The organism is Kitasatospora sp. NPDC008050 (assembly GCF_042957465.1).
Classification (GTDB): domain Bacteria; phylum Actinomycetota; class Actinomycetes; order Streptomycetales; family Streptomycetaceae; genus Kitasatospora.
Window position 1 is genome coordinate 20,241 of sequence record NZ_JBIBIJ010000001.1, and the last position, 18,659, is coordinate 38,899.

Consider the following 18,659-nt stretch of genomic DNA (forward strand, 5'->3'; position numbering starts at 1 on the left):
AATTCTCTTAGCGCTGAGATACTTTATCTTAGTGCTAAGGAATCGAGCGGGCACGGTCCTGCTGACCGCGCTGGCCCCCGCCCTGTGGGGGACCACCTACTACGTGACCACCCAGTTCCTGCCGCCCGACCGCCCGCTGCTCGCCGGGGCGGCCCGCGCGCTGCCCGCGGGTCTGCTGCTGCTCGTGATCACCCGCCGGTTGCCCCACGGCAGTTGGTGGTGGCGCTCACTCGTGCTCGGGACGCTCAACATCGGCGCGTCCTTCGCCCTGCTCTTCGTCGCGGCCTACCGGCTGCCCGGCGGCGTGGCCGCCACCATCGGCGCCCTGCAACCCCTGCTGGTCGCCGCGCTCTCCAGCGGCCTGCTCGGTGAGCGGCTGTCGACCAGAACACTGCTGACCGGGCTCGCGGGCGTGGCCGGGGTGAGCCTGCTGGTCCTGCGCGCCAACGCGCAGTTGGACGGCTGGGGGCTGCTGGCAGCGCTCGGCAACACGGTGGCGATGGCCACCGGCGTGGTGCTGAGCAAGCGCTGGTCCTCCCCCGCACCGCTGGCCGGCGTCGGGTGGCAACTGATCGCGGGCGGGCTGCTCCTGGTGCCGCTCGCGCTGCTCACCGAGGGCCTGCCGCCGGACGGGCTCACCGGCCGCAACCTGGTCGGCTACGGCTATCTGACGCTGGTGGGCGGCGCGTTCACCTATGCGCTGTGGTTCCGCGGCATCCGCTCGCTGGCCCCGACCCAGGTGGCCTTCCTGGTGCTGCTCTCCCCGCTGGTCGCCACCCTGGTGGGCTGGCTGGCCCTCGGGCAGAGCCTGACCATCGCCCAACTCCTGGGCGCCCTGGTGATCGTGGCCGCCCTGGTGCTCGCCCAGGTCCGCCCCCGGCGGAACGGCGCCCAGCCGCACCGCCGGATACGGAGCCGGATACCGGGCCCGTCCCGGGCCGGTGGCTCGCGGCTCAGGTGGTGAGCGGCCCGATGGTCAGCGAGTGGATGCTCGCACCGGCGCAGTGCTGGGTGTCCCAGGGCAGGAAGAGCGCCGCCTTCTCGCCGGGCGGGTAGATCCGCAGGCCCTTGACGCTGGTGAGCTGGCACTGGCCCGGGTCGTAGCCGGCCATGCCGTTGGCGTCGTGCAGGGTGGCCTTCGCGGTGCCGTGCGGGGCCAGCGTCACGGTGCGGTACGAATCGCCGGTGCGGGTCGCGGGGTTGCCGGACTGCTGGCCGTCGGCGGCCACGTAGGAGACCCCGGGGAAGCCGGTCAGCGTGCAGCTGTGGCCGGAGGTGTTGGTGAAGACCAGGTTCGCGTAGTACTGGCCCGCTCCCACGCCCGGATCGCTCTGCGCCACGGTCAGTTCGGAGCTGGTGCAGCCGCCGGGGCCGGCCGGGCCGGGCGAGCCGAGCGAGGCGGTGGTGGTCCCCGGGGAGGTGGCGGTGGGCCCGCCGGTGGTGCTCGTGCCGCCACCGGAGGTTGCTGCTCCGCCTGAGGAGGCACCCGGCGCGGACGTGCCCGGCGCGGAGGTGACGGGCGCCGACGTGACGGGCGCCGAACTCCCGGACGCGCCACCGCTGCCGCTGCCGCTCCCGCTCGAGGAGGCGGTGCCGCCGGCGGTGGTCCCGGCCGTGGTCCCGGCGGGCGGGTTGGCGGAGGTGGCGGACGACGAACAGCCGGCCAGGGTGAGAGTTGCCGCCGCGGCCACCAGAGTTGCGGCGGCGAGAGAGGTCCGAGCAAGCCTGCGGGACATCGTGGTGCTCCTTCGCCGAGTCAGTCGGGGTCAACTGGGTTGACACGCTCACTGTGCCCGACACGCCTGTCCGCTATCCGCGTTGATACACGCCTGTGGCAGAACCCGGGCGGCCCCGTGACGGGGCCGCCCGCAATTCCCGCCTCAGATGAGGGTCTTCCAGTAGTACCAGAACCTGTTCAGGATCAGCAGTGCGATCACGGCGTACCAGAGCACCGGAACCACCCAGTGGTACCGGTGCAACTCCCGTACCACCGGCTTCATCCGGTCACCGACCGGGATGACTCCGCTGCGCAGGTTGAAGAGTGTGGTGTACCAGAAGATCGCGATGGTCACCACCCAGACCACCATGCAGTACGGGCAGAGCGCGCCGATCACGTAGAGCGTCTGGGTCATCAGCCAGGTGATCAGCACCACGGCCAGCAGCGACACGAACTGCAGGCCGAGCCAGAACCACGGCCGGAACCGGGCCCCCGCCAGCACGGCGGCGGCGATGGTCAGCACCACGCCGAAACCCACCAGCCCCAACAGCGAGTTGGGGAACCCGAAGATCGCCGCCTGGTGGGTGCGCATCACCGAACCACAGCTGATGATCGGGTTGATGTTGCAGCTGGGTACGTAGTTCGGGTTCTCCAGCAGCCGGATCTTGTCGATCGTGAGCACCGACGATCCGTACAGTCCCAGCGCGCCGGCGATCGCCAGCAGCCAGGTGAACGCGCGTCCGGGCCGGTACTCGGCCACTGGCCCTCTCTCCTCGGCGGCGGTGGTCACTTGGTACCTGTGCCCTGCTGGATGAGCGTGGTGTACTGGTCGGCGCTGATCGGGTTGCCCGCGTTGTCGAAGAGCGTGAGCGCCTTGCCGTCCAGCTTCATGGTCGGGGTCCCCTGGACACCGCTGCTGTTGAAGGCGTCGGCCACCTTCTGCGCCCACGGCAGGTAGGTGCCGTCCTGGACCGCCTTGACGAAGGCGTCGGTCTTCAGGCCCGGCACCTTGGCCGCGACATCGAGGATCGTGTTGACGCTGCCGTAGCCGTCGGTCTCCTCGCTGGGCTGGTTCGCGTAGAGCTCGTCGTGGAACTTCTTGAAGTCGTCCACGCTCTGGTTCAGCGCCGCACCGGCCGCCGCCAGCGCGGTGATCGAGCCCTTGCCGCCGAGGTTGTTGTCCAGGAAAGCGGCCATGTGGTACTGGATCTTGTACGTGCCGCTGTCGGCCAGCTGCTGCACGGTCGGGCCGTCGGAGGTCTCGAACTTCTTGCAGATCGGGCAGCGGAAGTCCTCGTAGACGTCCAGGGTGTGCGCGGCGTCGGCCTTGCCGTAGGTCACCACGGTCCCGTCCGTGCCGCTGGTGTTGGCGGGCACCACCAGCGGGGCGCTGCTGCCGGAGGAGGCGGAGGTGCCGTGGCCACTGCCGCTGTTGACGGCGATCGCCACCCCGCCGGCCAGCGCGATCACCACGGCCATCGAGGCGCCGATGACGATCCGGCGCCGGATCTTCTCGGCGCGCAGCTCGCGCGCCCGCGCCTCGGCCAGCCGCTCGCGGCGCGCGGCGCTCTTCTGGTCGTTGCTCTGCTTACCGTTCGACTTGCTGCTCATGGGGAGGTCCTGTCCGCGTCACCCGGGCATACGGCTCTCGGGGACGCTTGAAGCGGGGAGTGGGCGTCGACGGCGCACACACCACTGGCCGACGGCCCCCGCGAGGCGGGAGGACGGGCTCAGCAGGCGAGTGCGAAGGACGCCGGCGGTCCGCGGTGACGGGACGTGGCGAGCGGCAGGTCCTCGGTGGGCGCGTGCTCCGGGCGGGGCTCGGGCAGCGGTGATCCGGGGGCGGGCCGGGCCGGGACGGGGGCGAGCAGCAGCAGGGCGCGCAGCGCGTCCGGCGCCAGCCGGGCCAGCGCGCCGAGCAGTTCGGGCAGCCGCACCAGGGCGGCGTCGGCCAGTCGCAGGCAGAGCGCGGCGACCATGGTGACCACCGCCTGCACGGTCAGCAGCACCAGTTCCAGCACGGTCGGGGCGAGCGACAGTGCTCCCCCGCCGCCGCCCACCGAGCCGCCGCCGCAGACCATCAGGTCCAGGCCGTGGCCGCCGCCCACGTGTTGGGCGGCCCTCGGTGAGCCACAGGTGTCCTGGCCCAGGTTGAAGGTGGTGTTGAGCATCAGCTCGACCGGCAGCATCACTGCGGCGATCTGGAAGAAGCCGCGATCGGCCCCGGCCAGCACCGCGGCCACCGCGAAGACCACCACACCGGCGGCGACGACCACGGTCAGCGGCAACGGCCGCCCGGTCACCACCACCTGGCCGGCCGCGGCCAGCGGAACGGCCAGCGCGGCGAAGAGCAGCGCGCGCAGCGTCCGGGTCAGGCGGCAGGTGGTCACGGTTCCGGAGTATGTCATGCGACGGTCGACCGCGACGAGGGTGCGAACGGGGCCTCGGGGTGAGAAAAACCGCAGAATCCGGCGGAACTCTTGATCACCTGTCCCTTCCGGCACGGGGAACCCACCCGTCCCCTTGTGTCGAAGCCGCCATGGGCCGGGAAGGGCCGGGGAAACCCCGGCACCACCCAGGGTCGCCGTGCGAGCATGCCCCGGTGACAACGGGGATATCGCGCACGCGGGGAGCGGACCGGCCGGCCTGGCTCAGGTCGAGGTGGCTCCGGCCGCGCACAGTGATCATGGTGGCGGGGGCGCTGGTCTTCGCGCTGCTCCTCTACTTCGAGTTCGCGGCCTCGAAGAGCAGGGTCGATCCGGTCGGCGCGGTGCTGAGCGCCGACCCGGGCTGGGCGCTGCTGGGCGTGCTCGCGATGGTGGCCAGCTATCCGGCGGCCACCCTGGGGTTCCTCGGCTTCGTGCCCGAGCGGATCGGCTTCGCCCGGGCGGGCCTGGCCCAGCTGGCCGGCTCCTTCGTGAAGCTGGTGGCGCCCAGCGGCCTGGGCGGCATGGCGCTCAACACCCGGCTGCTGCTGCGCGCCGGGGTGGCACCGGGCCCGGCGGCCTCCAGCGTGGGGGCCGGGCAGCTGATCGGCCTGCTGCTGCACCTGCTCCAGCTCGCCTTCTTCCTCTGGCTCACCGGGTTCCACCCCGACCAGGAGTCGGACGGCGACGGCGAGCTGGCGGTGCTCGGCGGCGCGGGGGTCCTGCTGACCGTCGTCCTGGTCCTGCTGGCCGTGCCGCACTGGCGGCGCTGGGCGCTGGGGCGGCTGCGCCCGCTGACCGAGGGGTCGCTGACCCGGCTGCGCGACCTGGCCCGCCACCCGCGCCACCTGGCCGTCGGGGTGCTGGGGCAGCTGCTGGTCTCGATGACACTGGCCGCCTGCCTCTACTCCTGCGTGCGGGCGACGGGCGGCGACGCGCGGTTCGCCACCGTGGCGGTGGCCTTCCTGCTCGGCAACGCGCTGGGCTCCACCGCGCCGACCCCGGCCGGCGTGGGCGGCGTGGAGTTCGCCACCGCGACGCTGCTGACGGCCACCAGCGGACTGGACGGCACCCGGGCGGCGGCGGCCGTGGTGCTGTTCCGGCTGATCACCGTGGTGCTGCCGGTGCTGCCGGGCTGGGCCGCCCTCGGGATCCTGCAGCGCCGCCAGGCGGTCTGAACGGGTCGCGGCGCACCCCTTTCCGGCTTCCGGTGCCCATTTCCGGCCTCCGGTGCCCGAGGATGACTGACGGAACGTCACCCGTCCGCGAGGGAGTGTGTGCAGATGACCACCGAGGCCAGCGAGTATGACGTGATCGTGGTGGGCGCCGGGCCGACCGGCGAGAACCTGGCGGACCGGACCACGGCCGCCGGGCTGAGCACCGCCGTGGTGGAGAGCGAGCTGGTCGGCGGCGAGTGCTCGTACTGGGCGTGCATGCCCAGCAAGGCGCTGCTGCGCCCGCCCGCCGCGCTGAGCGCCGCCCGCGCGGTGGCCGGCTCGCGCGAGGCGGCCACCGGGCAGCTGGACGTGGCCGCCGTGCTGGCCCGCCGCGACTCCTTCGCCTCCCACTGGAAGGACGACGGCCAGGTCGCCTGGGTGACCGGCATCGGCGCCGAGCTGGTGCGCGGCGAGGGCCGCCTGGACGGCCCGCGCCGGGTGCTGGTGCGCACCCCCGAGGGCGGCGAGCGGCTGCTCACCGCCCGGCACGCGGTGGCGCTGTGCACCGGCAGCCGCGCGGTGCTGCCCGCCGACCTGCCGGGGCTGGCCGGGGCCCGGCCGTGGACCAGCCGGGAGGCCGTCAGCGCCCAGGCCGTGCCCGCGCGACTGGTGGTGGTGGGCGGCGGCGTGGTCGGCGTGGAGATGGCCACGGCCTGGCAGGCGCTGGGCGCCCAGGTCACCCTGCTGGTGCGCGGTGCGCGACTGCTGCCGCGCCTGGAGCCGTTCGCCGGCGAGCTGGTCGCGGCCGGGCTGCGCGCGGCGGGCGTGGTGGTGCGCACCGGTGTGCAGCCGACGGCCGTGCGGCGGGACGGCGCGCAGGTCACCGTCACGCTCGACGACGGCGGCTCGCTCGTCGCCGAGGAGCTGCTGCTCGCCACCGGCCGGGCCCCGCGCACCGAGGGCCTCGGCCTGGCGAGCGTGGGGCTGGTCGACGGCGGCTGGCTGACGGTGGACGACAGCTGCGCGGTGCGCGGGGTGGCCGGCGACTGGCTGTACGCGGCCGGTGACGTCAACCACCGCGCCCTCCTCACCCACCAGGGCAAGTACCAGGCGCGGATCGCGGGCGCCGCGATCGCCGCCCGCGCGCTGGGGCGCCCGCTGGAGCTGGGCGCCTGGGGCGCGCACGCGGCCACCGCCGACCTGACCGCGGTGCCGCAGGTGGTGTTCACCGAGCCGGAGGTGGCGGCCGTGGGCCTGAGTGCCGAGCAGGCCGAGCGGGCCGGGCACCGGGTGCGGGTGGTCGACTACGAGCTGGGCCGGGTGGCCGGCGCATCCCTGGCGGCCGACGACTACCAGGGGCGGGCCCGGATGGTGGTCGACCTGGAGCGCGAGGTGCTGCTGGGCGTCACCTTCGTCGGTCCCGGGGTGGGCGAGCTGCTGCACGCGGCGACCGTCGCGGTGGTCGGCCAGGTGCCGATCGACCGGCTCTGGCACGCGGTGCCCTCGTACCCCACGGTCAGCGAGATCTGGCTGCGGCTGCTGGAGACCTACCGGGACTCGGAATAGGCATGGAGCGAAGGTGGTTGCCCGCAGCATGACTACCGTGGAACTCACCAAGGACAACTTCGACGAGGTCGTCACCGCGGATTCCTTCGTGCTGATCGACTTCTGGGCGGCCTGGTGCGGTCCCTGCCGCAGCTTCGCGCCTGTCTACGACAAGGCCGCGCAGAACCACCCCGACCTGGTCTTCGGCAAGGTGGACACCGAGGCGCAGCAGGAGCTGGCCGGCGCGTTCGGCATCACCTCGATCCCCACCCTGGCGATCATCCGCGAGAACGTGATGATCTTCGCCCAGCCCGGCGCGCTGCCCCCGGCCGCGCTGGAGGACGTGATCCAGCAGGCGAAGAAGCTGGACATGGCCGAGGTGCACGCGAAGATCGCGGCCGAGCAGTCCTGAGGCGCAGCGGCCCGGTGCCGGCGGCCGGTGGTGGGCCGCCGGCACCGGGTTGGCGTTGTGTCCGGTCACTGCGGCCGGTCACTTTGGCTGGTCACTCCGGCCGGTCACTGCGGCCGGTCAGTTTGGCCGGTCTGACTCTCGACGGGCTTCGGCATGCGCCCTCATAATCGCCTGTCATGCAGGTCACACCCCGCTCGCCCCCCTGAGCCATCTACCCTGGTGGACGTGCTCATTCTCGTCAGGCGTCGCCACGTGGACCTGCTCCGCGTCACGAGCATGTCCTGTCGCGGCCACCGCTGACCCCCGATCTCCCTCACCTCCAGGACCCCGGCACCGGGGGCGTGGCGCCATCATCCGCCGCCTCCCCGATCCACCCGGCCACCGCCGGGACCGCCGGGCCGAACCAGCGGATGTCACCCTCATGTCGCAGCAGCACAGCTCCAGCTCCATATCCCCCACCCCCGCCGCCACCGTCCCCGCCGGTGCCCCCGCCGCCGGTCTCCCGGTGATCGACCTCTCGGCCGCCTCGGGCACCCCGGAGCAGCGGGCCGCGCTCCACGCGGACCTCCTCCACGCGGCCACCGAGGTCGGCTTCTTCCACCTGGTCGGCCACGGCGTCACCGAGCGCGAGACCGCCGAGCTGACCGACGCCATGCACGCCTTCTTCGCCCTCCCCGAGGCCGAGCGGCTGGCGATCAGCAACCTCAACTCCCCGCACTTCCGCGGTTACACCCGGATCGGCGACGAACGCACCGGCGGCCGCAGCGACTGGCGCGACCAGCTCGACATCGGCAACGAGCTGACCGAGCACCGCCCCGGCCCCGGCGAGCCGGACTACTGGTGGCTGGAGGGCCCCAACCAGTGGCCGGACGCGCTGCCCGAGCTGCGCACCGCCTCGCTCGCCTGGATCGAGCGGCTGAGCGGGGTCGCCCGGCTGCTGCTGCACGAGCTGCTGACCGCGATCGGCGCCAAGGCCGAGTTCTACGACCCCGCCTTCGCCAACCGGCCGCACCTGCGCCTCAAGCTGGTCCGCTACCCCGGCAGCGCCCCCAACGGCACCGGGCAGGGGGTCGGCGCGCACAAGGACTACGGCTTCCTCACCCTGCTGCTGACCGACGGCGTGGCCGGCCTCCAGGTGGAGATGCCCGACGGCGCCTTCCTGGACGTGCCGCCGATGCCCGGCGCCTTCGTGGTCAACCTCGGCGAGTTGCTGGAGGTGGCCACCGACGGCTACCTGAAGGCCACCAACCACCGGGTGGTCAGCCCGCCCGGCGGCCGGGAGCGCTACTCGGTGCCGTTCTTCTACAACCCGCGCCTGGACGCCCACATCGAACCGCTGGACTTCCCGCACGCGCACCACGCCCCCGGCGCCACCACGGACCCGGCCAACCCGCTCTACGCCGAGTTCGGCCGCAACGAGCTGAAGGGCTACCTGCGCGCCCACCCCGAGGTCGCCCGCCGCCACCACCCGAACCTCTGAGCCGCCGTCGCTGAACGGGCGCCGGCCCTGCCCCTTCGGGCGGGGCCGGCGCCCGTTCGCCGCTTCCGGGCACTGCCGCACTGCTACTGTCACAGCAGGACTGTCGAACCGGGAGCCCCGATGCCTGCCACTGTGCCCCTTCGTCTGACCGTGGACGAACTCGCCGCGCGGGCCGGGGTCACGGTGCGGACGGTGCGCTTCTACAGCGGGCGGGGGCTGCTGCCGCCGCCCGAACTCGGGCCTCGGCGGGTGGGGTTCTACGGGCCCGAGCACCTGGACCGGCTGGAGCTGATCGAGGAGTTGCAGCGGCAGGGCCTGACGCTCGCCGCGATCGAGCGGTACCTGGCCCAACTCACCCCGGACATCGGCTCGCTGGACCTGGCGATTCACCGGGCCCTGGTGGCCGCGTGGACGCCGGAGAGCACCGAGGAGGCCGAGGTCGGGCAGCTCTGCCGCCGCGTGGGGCGGGAGCTGACCGAGGACGACCTGGACCGGCTGGTGGCGATGGGTGCGCTGCAACGCACCGAGCGGGCGGGGGTGTTCCGGGTCGAGCCCGGGCTGCTGCCGCTGGGAGCGCGGCTGTTGGACCTGCCGATACCGCTGGAGACCATCGTCGCGACCCGTGCGGTGGTCCGCCTGCACAGCCAGGCCACCGCACGGGAGTTGCACCGTCTCTTCCGGGAGACGGTGTGGAAGCCGTTCCGGGAGAGCGAGCCGGCCGAGGCCGAGGTCGACCGGATGCGCGAGCTGACCGGGCAGATCGAACCGATGCTGACCCAGGCCCTGGTGACGGCCTTCCACCGATCGCTGGCCGAGCAGTTGGCCGAGGGCCGCTGAACCACGGCCCTCGGCCTGACCGCGAACTTGGCTGTGCCTGAGGTCAGTTGACGTAGAGGTCGGCCTCGCCCATGATGCCGGAGCCGGTGAACGGCGGGTTGAACGGCGTCCAGGTGCAGTAGAACGACGTCCACTGGTGGTTGGCGACACCCTGGTTGCCGGCGTAGGTGCACTGGTCCTGGTAGTAGTACGTGGCGTGCAGGGTGTAGCCGGGCGGGGTGACCGCCGGGGCGGCGGTCGCGGCGGTGGCGGTACCGGCGGTCGCGAGACCGGCGCCGACGGCCAGCGCGAGGGCGGCCGCGGTGCGGATGCGTCGGGTCATGGTCATGGTCATGCCGTGGAGCCTTTCGTGGGGGAGGGAAAGGAACGGAGCACGAGCCCACCGAAGCGGGGCAGGACGAGGCTATTGAACTGGTCTGGACCAGTCAATGGTTTCCGTCCATCTCAGCTCACGTCGCTCCCCTGATGCCGCCTCAGCAGGTCCCCCATTCGGTTGAGCCCGGTGCGCGGTCTCAGCCGTAGAGGCTACGGGACCACCTTCCGGTGGCCGGAGCCCAGTCCTGCCACCGGAAGGTGTCCTTCGCTCCACTCGGTACCTCCACCTCGTCCGAACCGGCCGCTGCCGTCGGCAGTGGCAAGAATGGTGAACTACCAGTGATATCAAGAACATCGACGGCGCTGGCGATGGCTCTCGCAGCGGCGCTGCCGGTCCTCGGCCTGGTGCCGTCGGCCACCGCGGCAACTGCGGCTCCCGCTGCGCCCGGGGCACCCGTGGCGCCGTCCGCCGGTCCGGTGGCGGCTGCCCCGGCCGCCGCCGTCCGCCCGCACCTGGCGGCCACGGACGACGCGGGCAACCCCTCCGGACCGGAGCCCACGGCGAACGGCGGCGGCCCGCTGGTGAACAGCGGCAACGGCCCGGTCCAGACCGCACCCCGGATCTACGTCGACTACTGGGGCTGGACCTCGGACCCGGCGGGCGTGCAGCCCTACCTCAACCGGTTCTACTCCTCGGTCGGCGCCTCGCCCTGGCTGGCCACCCTCGACCAGTACGGCGCTTCCTCCTCCCCCGACATGCTGGCCGGCACCTGGTCGGACCCGACCCCCGTCCCGGCCGTGCCGACCGACGCGCAGCTCCAGGCCGAGGCGGTCAGCGCCGCGCAGCACTTCGGCGCCGGCACCTCGCTGAACACCCAGATCATCGTGGCGACTCCGACCGGCCACTCGACGGCGGGCTTCGGCAGCAGCTACTGCGGCTACCACGGCGCGGTCGCGGCGCTGCCCAGCATCACCTACACCGACCTGCCGTACATGCCGGACGCGGCCGGCTCCTGCGGAGCGGGCAGCGCCAACGGCGCCGCCGGCACCCTGGACGGCGTCAGCATCGTCGCGGGGCACGAGATGGCCGAGACCATCACCGACCCGCTGATCAACGGCTGGCGGGACAGCGCCGGCGCGGAGATCGCCGACAAGTGCGCCTGGGTCAACATCGGGAACACCAATCTCTCCGGCAACAGCTTCGCCATGCAGCCGCTGTGGAGCAACAACTCCGGTGGCTGCGCCATGGGTTCGGGCTCCTGGTCCAACTGGCAGCAGCACAACGCGCCGACTCCGGGGATCGCCGCCGGAGCCTCCCCGGTGGTCTCCTCGTGGGGCCCCAGGCGCCTCGACCTGTTCGTCCGGGGCAAGGACGGGGCCATCTGGCACCAGCCGTACGACACCACCGGCGCGGGCTGGTACCCCTGGGAGTCGATGGGCGGAAGCTTCGTCTCCAACCCCGCCGCCGTCTCCTGGGACTCCTCCCGGCTCGACCTGTTCGGCGTGGGCACCGACGGCAACATCTGGCACCGCTCCTGGAACAACCCGGGCGGCTGGGGCAACTGGACCACCGACTTCGCCGCCCCGCCGCCCGGGCTGGCCGCCGGCGCCACGCCGACCGTGACCTCCTGGGGCACCGGCCGGCTCGACCTGTTCGTGCGCGGCAAGGACAACGCGATCTGGCACCTGGACTACAGCAACGGCTGGAGCAAGTGGGAGAGCCTCGGCGCGAAGATCATCTCCGACCCGGCGGCGACCTCCCCCGACAACGGCCGCATCGATCTCTTCGGCCTCGGCACCAACAACAACATCTGGCACAAGTACTGGACCCCGGCCGCCGGCTGGACCAGCTGGTCGCCGGACCTGCCGGCCCTGCCCGCCGGCATCGCACCCGGCAGCTCGCCGGCGGCCTCCCTGTGGCAGCCGAACTCCGGCGAGATCGAGGTCTACGTCCGCGGCAAGGACGGCGCGATCTGGAACAGCCTCTACAGCAACGGCAGCTGGGGCGCCTGGGCGTCCCAGGGCGGCGCACTGGCCGGCAACACCGCAGCGCTCTCCCCCGGCCCCAACATGATCGACCTGTTCGCGACCGGCACGAACGGCTCGCTGGAGGAGAGGACCTGGGCCTGACGTAGCGGCAGCCTGCCCGGGCCGGACACTGACCTCGTCAGGGCGAGGCGGGGCGGGCAGGGCGAGGCGGGGCAGGGCGAGGCGGGGCTGTACCTTCGGGTGCGGTCCCGCCGCTCCTCGGTCGGGAACATGGTCTCTCCTGGGAACCGGGAGTGCTGAGCGGACAGACAGGGGTGTGGAACTGACACTGCGATCACGGCTGCGCGCCGGAGACCAGAGCGCCTTCGGGGAGCTCTTCGACGAACAGGCACAGGCGATCCATCGCTACGCGAACCGCGTGCTGGGGGATTCGACGGCGGCTGAGGACGTGGTCTCGCTGACCTTCCTGGAGGCCTGGCGGCTGCGCGCCAAGCTGCACGAGGAGGGCGAGAGTGTGCGGCCCTGGCTGTTCGGAATCGCCACCAACGTGCTGCGCAACACCACCCGAGCCGCCCGCCGGCACCGGGCGGCGCTGAACCGGCTGCCTGCCCGCGAGGACGTCCCGGACTTCGCCGACGAGCTGGTCGGCCGACTGGACGACGGTGACCGGCTGGCCGCCGCGCACCGCGCACTGGCTCGGCTGCGGCGCGCCGAACGGGAGGTCTTCACCCTCTGCGTCTGGTCCGGACTGGGCTACGCGGAGGCTGCCGAGGCGCTGGGCATCCCGGTCGGCACCGTTCGCTCGCGGCTGTCCAGAGCGCGAACTCGACTGCGTGGATTGGCAGATGAGGAAATGCGTCGGGAACCCCAGCCCTTGGGCGGACAGGTACGAGGTGGCCGCGCAATCGCGGTCCGGCCGATCCAGGAGAACGCCTGATGAACCAGAACGATGATCTGACGGAGCTGCGGAACCGGTTTCCCACCCCGTCGACCCCCGTGCTCTCCACCGGCCGCCGACAGCAGTTGAGGGAGTACCTGATGCGCGAGACCAACGAGACCAACGGGACCAACGAGACTGTCAGCACGACAGGGGCGCCGGTCCGCCGACTCGGCTGGGCGGCGCTGCCGGTCCTCGCGGGCGGCCTGGCGCTGGCCCTGGTACTGCCCACCGGCGGCGGCCCGGGGCCCGACAACGCCAAGGCGAGCACCGGGACCGCAGGGCCGAGCGCGTCGCAGGGCACCCCGGGCGCGGTCCGGGCGGTGCCCGCCAACGCCGTGCAGGCGCTCGACCAGGTTGCCACGGTCGCCGCCGCCATGCCGGCCACCAACGGCGGCGACTTCGTCTACGTCAAGCGGGTGATCGGCTCGCTCGGGTTCCAGGCGATGCCGGACGGCGGGAACACGTACCAGTACGCGCAGCCGCACACCCAGGAGATCTGGGAATCGGTCGACGGCAGCAGGACCGGGCTGATCTCCACGGGTGACGGTGCGAACAGCAGCAGTCCCCTGCGCCCGGACGCCGGTTCGGTCGAAAACCCCACCGTGCAGTTCCTGCGCGCCCTGCCCGCCGACCCCGACGCTCTGCTGAAGGTCGTCCACGACGCCACCAAGGGCGAGAAGAACCCGCCGAACCAGGCGGCCTTCAAGGCCCTCACCGGCATGCTGGACTTCGCCCCGCCGCAGGTCGCCGCCACGATCTACAAGGCGGCTCAGAAGATCCCGGGCGTCACGCTGGTGGACGACGTCACGGACGCCACAGGCCGGCACGGCATCGGCGTGGGCGTGGTGGACGGCGGGGCGCAGAACCTGTGGGTCTTCGACAAGGACAGCCTGCACTACCTCGGGCTCAACTGGGAGACCACCTCGGACTCCCAGGTCGGCCCGAAGGGCACCGTCATCAGCCAGGAGTCGGTGCTGCAGCAGGCCTACGTCGACCAGGTCGGCGTGCGCCCCGCGCAGTGACGACCCACGTCCCGGGCCTGACGCAGGCAGGCCACGGTACGCTGCCGGGATGTCTGCTGGGATGTCCGTCGACGGCCGGTACCGGCTGGAGCAGCGGCTCGGGCTGGGCGGGATGGGCGAGGTCTGGCGAGCCCATGACCCCGAACTCGACCGCCCGGTCGCGATCAAGTTCCTCTCCCGACAGGTGGGCGTCGACGACGAACTCCTGGAGCGGTTCCGCCGCGAGGCGAAGGTCACCGCACGGTTCCAGCATCCGGGCATCACCCAGGTCTTCGCCATCGGCGCCCACGACGGGCAGCTCTACCTGGTGATGGAACTGCTCGACGGGCGGGACCTGGGCGCGCTGCTCAAGGAGCAGACGTCCCCGATGCCCGTCGAGCAGGCGGTGGACCTGGCCGCCCAGGTCGCCGACGCGCTGGCGTACGCGCACCGGAAGGACATCGTCCACCGGGACATCAAGCCCGCCAACCTCATGCTGGTCGAGGGCGGCCGGGTCAAGGTCTGCGACTTCGGAATCGCGGGGTACATCCGGGCCGACTCCGACCTCACCCGGACCGGCAACCTGATCGGCACCCCCGCCTACATGGCCCCGGAACAGTGCGAGGGGCGGCGGGTCGACGGACGGGCGGACCTCTACGCGCTGGGCTGCGTGCTGTTCGCGCTGCTCACCGGGCAACCGCCGTTCAGCTCGCTCGGGAGCTACCCGGCGGTGCTGGTGGCCCACCTCCAGACGCCGCCACCGCTGTTGTCCGAGCGCCGGGCGGGGGTGCCGGACGCGCTCCAGCGGATCGTCTCGGCGCTGCTCAGCAAGGACCCGGCGGCGCGGCCCAGGGACGCGGGGGCGGTCGCGGAGCAGCTCAGGCGGGTGGGACAGCCGGGGGGCGGCGGTGCGGCCCTCGCGGCTCTCCCGGTCGCCCCTGCTCTCCCGGAGGTGCCGGTTGGCTCGGGGATCGAGCTGGAGGTGTTCCAGAACGAGTACCTGCTGCCGGAGGCCGTGGAGGCCAACGCCATCCTGACAGTGCGCGGGACGGACGCGGATGCGCCGGACCCGGCGAGCGCGGCGCCGCGCTCGCTCGTCCTGCTGCTCGGGCTCTCAAGTGCCCTGCCCGAGGCCGATTTCCGGGCCGTCAGGCGCAGCGTCGCCGAGGCGATCGAGGGCCTGGACGAGGGCGTCGCCTTCGCGGTGGTGGCCGGCTCGCAGTACGCCCGGATGCTGTATCCGGACAGCATGCGCCTGGTCCGGGCGACCGCCGCGACGAAGGCCGAGGCGCGCGCCGCGCTGGAGCGGTTGGAGCCGATGGCGGCGGCGGCCTTCGGGCGTTGGCTCCGGCTCGCCGATCGGCTGTTCGCCGCCCACGCCGACACGGTGCGCACAGCGATCCTGCTGACGGATGTGGACGCGGCGGCGGAGCGGCCGCAGGAGCTGGCGGCGGCGCTCACCTCCTCGGCCGGGCGCTTCGCCTGCCACGCGCGCGGGATCGGCAGCAACTGGTCGGTGGGACAGCTCAGGTCGGTCACCAGCGCGCTGAGCGGGACGCTGGGCATCGTGGCCGAGCCGGCGGCGCCAGAGGGCGTCCTCGCCCGCGAGTTGGCGTCGATCATCGACAGCACCCGGCAGGCCTTCGCACGCAACCTCGCACTGCGGATCAGGATGCCGGCGGTCGTTCGGCTGCGGTTCCTCAAGCAGGTGTCACCGGTCCTGGAGGACCTGACCGCACGCGGCGAGCCGGTGGGCCCGGGGACGTTCGAGTACCCGATCGACCTCCCGGGCAACGGGTCGAGCGACTACCACCTGTGCCTGGAGGTGCCGCCGGGTCGCGTCGGGGACACCATGCGGGCGGCCGAGCTGAGGGTCGTCCTGCTGCCCCCGGCGGGCGACGGGCAGACGCTCGCCCGGCAGCCGGTGCTGGTGGTGCGGACGGACGGTTCCTGGGCGGAGACCGGCCAGAAGGCCCGGTACGCGGGACAGGAGGAGCTGGCCCGCGCGATCGAGGAGGGACTGGCGGCCCACCGCGGGGGTGGGGACGGGGAGCCTCAGGCACCGCCGCGCCACTGACCTCCACCGGGTGACCCAGCCGCCCCGCGGTGCTTGATGTTGACGGCCGAGGCCTTGGCCAGTGCCACGGGGTTCAAGAAGCGCAGCGGGCCGATCAGGCGGGATGCGAACAGATACGTGTGCCGCGCCATCGATTCATCGCGCGCTGCCGCCGAAAACATCAGCCGCTCCCCGGGGTTGAACGGGCGGGACTTGGCGAAGTCGGCGGCCAGGTACTGGTGGCCGCGCAACCGGCGCCGGTGTCGGCGTCCGTACGCCGCGAGCGACCTGTCGAGGTCACCTTGACCGGTCGCGGCCGAGCCGATCGCCTCGGCCAGCCATTGCGCGGACTGCAGGGCCCACCCGCATCCCACGCCCCACAGGGGGTCGGCGGTCAGGGCCGCGTCGCCGATGAGCGCGACGCCCGGTGCGGTCGGCTTGCGGCTGTGGAGCGGGTAGTTGACGGTGCCGATGAACTTCGTGACGCGTTCGGCGGAGTCGATGGGCGGTGCCTCGGGCAGGGCGCGGACGTAGGCGAAGAAGCTGCCCTCCAGGTCCTCCCGGAAGGCCGGCAGCCACTTCTTGTCCGGCAGCACCGCGACGACCGTCACCCCGTCGTCGTTGGGAAACGCGTACGCCATGTCGGGTTCGAGGAACCAGACGCTGCCGATTCCGCCGTGCAGCGGAAGATTGCGGAAGTGCGCGAGATAGCCGAACCGCGCGTTCTCGTACTGCCGGGCGGACACCCCGGCGAACTTCGCCACGGCCGAGTCCTTGCCGTCGGCGCCGACCACCAGGCGGGCCCGGATCTCACGCTCGCCCTGTGGCGTCGAGGCGCGCACCCCCGAGGTTCGTCCGGCTTCCCGGACCAGCCCGGTCACCTGGTGGCCGAGGAGCAGATCGACGCCAGGGGTCTGCGCCGCGCGGGACCTGATCAACGGGTCGAGGACGCTGCGCCGGATGTTGTAGGCGTACGGCAGCTCGGGGCCCGCCGGCGCTGCCCTCGGCTCGATCCATCCCCAACGGGTGTACAGGCGGGACTCGTTGCGGACAGCTCCCGCCTCCTCAAGAGCGGGTATGAGGCCGAGTTCGTCCAGCACCGGGTAGGCGTTGGCCGTGAGGGAGTGGGTGCAGAGCACCTTGTACGCTTCGGGGTCCGAGCGGCGTTCCAGCAAGGCGACGCGGACGCCGCGTCGAGCGAGCAGGATCGCCGCGGCACTGCCGGCGAGGCTGGCTCCGCTGATGACGACGTCGTAGTCGTGTCCCGTGCTCTCAGGCTTGGTCATGTGCTGATCGCTCCCTTCGGGGGGTGGTGCCGATCGTGGGAGTGGTGCAGTGTCAGTGCTGTCAGGAACATGAGCAGTTGTCAAGAGTTGTGGACTCGGGGTGCTGTCCGATCGGGCCGCGGTGGCCTCCCTCAGGCGCCCTGCCGCACCGAGGCGGGATCCGCTATCCGTTCCCGCTGTGGATCTCCGGACGTTTTCGGATAGCCCCGCCCCCGCACGATTGGTGATCCTTGGCGAGGCTCGCGTCCGTACCGCGGGCGCCGCCGTCCTCAGCACCAACACCCGAGGAACAGTCACATGCGCAGCACACGGAAGACGTCCGGTCCCACGAGCGCCCTCGCCGGGCTCCTCGCCGCAGCCGCCGCTGTGGGGACCCCTGGGTCCGCCAACTAGCCTGGGATCAGCGGCAGATGGTCAGGCCGAGCGGCGGAGCGTCTGGGAGGGCGTCACTCCGTAGCAGTGGCGATAGGTCTGGGAGAACCGCCCCAGGTGGGTGAAGCCCCAGCGGAGCGCCACGTCCGTCACCGTCCCGGTGTCGCGTCCGTCGGCGATCGCCAGCAGGTCACGGTGGGCCAGATCGAGGCGGACCCGGCGGAGATGGGCGAGGGGGGTGGTCTGCAGGTGGGTGCGGAAGCCCGCGCGCAGGCTCTGCGGGCTGACCCGGGCGGCCTGTGCCATGTCCGCCACCGCGATCGGCTCGTGGGCGTGCTCGGCGCAGTAGGCCGTGGCGCGGCGCAGCGCGCTCGGCAGGATGCCGACGCCGCGGTCGGCGAGCGCCTCGGAGAACGAATGCGGCTGGGCGTCCAGCAGGCCGTGGACCAGCACCTGCTCGAAGTGGCCCTGCCCGAGCGGCGACCGGTCGAGCAGACCGGCCTCGGCCCAGTCCGCGAATCCCGAGAGGCCGCGCAGCCACGCACCGGTGGCGCCGTCGTCGGCGAGCACCGACTCGAAACGGGGCGGCCCGGACGGCACCTCACCGAGGCGGGCGGCGAGCGCCTGTTCGATCGCGTCACGGCGGATGATCACCACCCGGGCCAGCGTGTCCGCGCTCCAGGCCATCGACAGCCGCTGCCCGGGACCGGCCATGCTCAGGGGCGAGCGGAGCTGTCTGCCGTCGATCGCGACGGTGCCGCTCCCGGCCAGGGGGACCTGGACGTAGAAGTCGGGCAGCTCACCCGGCTCGATCGCGACCTCGACGCCGTAGCCGATCTCGTACATGGCCACGGCACCCTGGCTGAGGCAGCGGAAGCTGGCCCGGAGACCGACCGAACGATCGGGCCGGAGTCTCAACCTGTGGGTGGTGAAGTGCTGACTGACCGCCGCCTGCATCGCGGAAACGTCCCCGCCCGCGAACACCACTCCAGCTGCCCCGGCCGGTCCGGTCGCACGGGTGTCGACCAGCCCTGTCCCCACACTCACTCCTCTGACCTGCACCGATGACCACGACGGACGCTGCAGCCTAGCCGTCGCGTGACACCCTGACCAGGTTTCCAGGGCC

Annotated in this window: 17 protein-coding genes; 10 read left to right on the top strand and 7 right to left on the bottom strand. The window is 72.4% G+C overall.

The features are described from left to right. Positions 1–31: 31 nt before the first annotated feature. Entirely contained in the window at positions 32–964 is a 933-nt protein-coding gene (locus tag ACFZB9_RS00095) for an EamA family transporter (protein ID WP_391442398.1), read from the top strand. Here ACFZB9_RS00095 and ACFZB9_RS00100 read toward each other — a convergent pair. The 4 genes from ACFZB9_RS00100 to ACFZB9_RS00115 all read right to left on the bottom strand — a co-directional run bounded on the left by ACFZB9_RS00100 (position 954) and on the right by ACFZB9_RS00115 (position 4,107). Next, complete coding sequence (locus ACFZB9_RS00100) at positions 954–1,736, bottom strand: DUF4232 domain-containing protein (RefSeq protein ID WP_391442400.1); 783 nt, start codon at positions 1,734–1,736, stop codon at positions 954–956. The genes ACFZB9_RS00095 and ACFZB9_RS00100 overlap by 11 nt on opposite strands. Positions 1,737–1,880: 144 nt before the next feature. Then, a complete protein-coding gene (locus tag ACFZB9_RS00105) occupies positions 1,881–2,477 on the bottom strand; it encodes a vitamin K epoxide reductase family protein (protein WP_391442402.1) in 597 nt (198 codons plus the stop codon). Between the two features lie 26 nt (positions 2,478–2,503). After that, the gene (locus ACFZB9_RS00110) at positions 2,504–3,328 is read right to left on the bottom strand and encodes a DsbA family protein (RefSeq protein ID WP_391442403.1); all 825 of its coding nucleotides are present in this window, start codon (positions 3,326–3,328) and stop codon (positions 2,504–2,506) included. A gap of 119 nt (positions 3,329–3,447) precedes the next feature. Then, positions 3,448–4,107: a hypothetical protein gene (locus ACFZB9_RS00115; protein ID WP_391442405.1), complete on the bottom strand. Its 660-nt coding sequence runs from the start codon at positions 4,105–4,107 to the stop codon at positions 3,448–3,450. Between the two features lie 296 nt (positions 4,108–4,403). Here ACFZB9_RS00115 and ACFZB9_RS00120 point away from each other — a divergent pair, with 296 nt between their 5' ends. The 5 genes from ACFZB9_RS00120 to ACFZB9_RS00140 all read left to right on the top strand — a co-directional run bounded on the left by ACFZB9_RS00120 (position 4,404) and on the right by ACFZB9_RS00140 (position 9,574). After that, a complete protein-coding gene (locus tag ACFZB9_RS00120; protein ID WP_391442406.1) occupies positions 4,404–5,321 on the top strand; it encodes a YbhN family protein in 918 nt (305 codons plus the stop codon). Between the two features lie 105 nt (positions 5,322–5,426). Further along, positions 5,427–6,866 carry a dihydrolipoyl dehydrogenase family protein gene (locus tag ACFZB9_RS00125; RefSeq protein ID WP_391442408.1) on the top strand — a complete coding sequence of 480 codons (1,440 nt, stop codon included), beginning with the start codon at positions 5,427–5,429 and terminating at the stop codon, positions 6,864–6,866. Positions 6,867–6,894: 28 nt separating this feature from the next. Continuing rightward, positions 6,895–7,257, top strand: a complete 363-nt coding sequence (locus tag ACFZB9_RS00130) for a thioredoxin family protein (RefSeq protein ID WP_391442410.1) — start codon at positions 6,895–6,897, stop codon at positions 7,255–7,257. A 421-nt stretch (positions 7,258–7,678) separates the two neighbouring features. Then, positions 7,679–8,737, top strand: coding sequence for an isopenicillin N synthase family dioxygenase (locus tag ACFZB9_RS00135; protein ID WP_391442412.1), 1,059 nt, complete (start codon positions 7,679–7,681; stop codon positions 8,735–8,737). Between the two features lie 120 nt (positions 8,738–8,857). Further along, positions 8,858–9,574: a MerR family transcriptional regulator gene (locus tag ACFZB9_RS00140; protein ID WP_391442413.1), complete on the top strand. Its 717-nt coding sequence runs from the start codon at positions 8,858–8,860 to the stop codon at positions 9,572–9,574. 43 nt (positions 9,575–9,617) lie between these two features. On the opposite strand, the gene ACFZB9_RS00145 is transcribed toward ACFZB9_RS00140, so the two are convergent. Then, positions 9,618–9,908, bottom strand: a complete 291-nt coding sequence (locus ACFZB9_RS00145; protein WP_391442415.1) for a hypothetical protein — start codon at positions 9,906–9,908, stop codon at positions 9,618–9,620. Between the two features lie 350 nt (positions 9,909–10,258). Here ACFZB9_RS00145 and ACFZB9_RS00150 point away from each other — a divergent pair, with 350 nt between their 5' ends. From ACFZB9_RS00150 to ACFZB9_RS00165, 4 genes are all read left to right on the top strand, one after another. Beyond that, entirely contained in the window at positions 10,259–12,019 is a 1,761-nt protein-coding gene (locus ACFZB9_RS00150) for a hypothetical protein (RefSeq protein WP_391442417.1), read from the top strand. 175 nt (positions 12,020–12,194) lie between these two features. Continuing rightward, positions 12,195–12,815, top strand: a complete 621-nt coding sequence (locus tag ACFZB9_RS00155; protein ID WP_391442419.1) for an RNA polymerase sigma factor — start codon at positions 12,195–12,197, stop codon at positions 12,813–12,815. Beyond that, on the top strand, positions 12,815–13,840 hold the full coding sequence (locus tag ACFZB9_RS00160) for a CU044_5270 family protein (RefSeq protein ID WP_391442420.1): 1,026 nt from the start codon (positions 12,815–12,817) through the stop codon (positions 13,838–13,840). The genes ACFZB9_RS00155 and ACFZB9_RS00160 overlap by 1 nt, the downstream gene beginning before the upstream one ends. A gap of 49 nt (positions 13,841–13,889) precedes the next feature. Beyond that, positions 13,890–15,896 (top strand): serine/threonine-protein kinase, encoded by a 2,007-nt coding sequence (locus ACFZB9_RS00165; RefSeq protein WP_391442422.1) that lies wholly within the window; start codon positions 13,890–13,892, stop codon positions 15,894–15,896. On the opposite strand, the gene ACFZB9_RS00170 is transcribed toward ACFZB9_RS00165, so the two are convergent. Together ACFZB9_RS00170 and ACFZB9_RS00175 are read right to left on the bottom strand one after the other, a co-directional pair. Further along, positions 15,875–17,161, bottom strand: coding sequence for an NAD(P)/FAD-dependent oxidoreductase (locus tag ACFZB9_RS00170; RefSeq protein WP_391442424.1), 1,287 nt, complete (start codon positions 17,159–17,161; stop codon positions 15,875–15,877). The genes ACFZB9_RS00165 and ACFZB9_RS00170 overlap by 22 nt on opposite strands. 414 nt (positions 17,162–17,575) lie before the next feature. Next, positions 17,576–18,490: an AraC family transcriptional regulator gene (locus ACFZB9_RS00175; protein ID WP_391443295.1), complete on the bottom strand. Its 915-nt coding sequence runs from the start codon at positions 18,488–18,490 to the stop codon at positions 17,576–17,578. Positions 18,491–18,659: the final 169 nt, after the last annotated feature.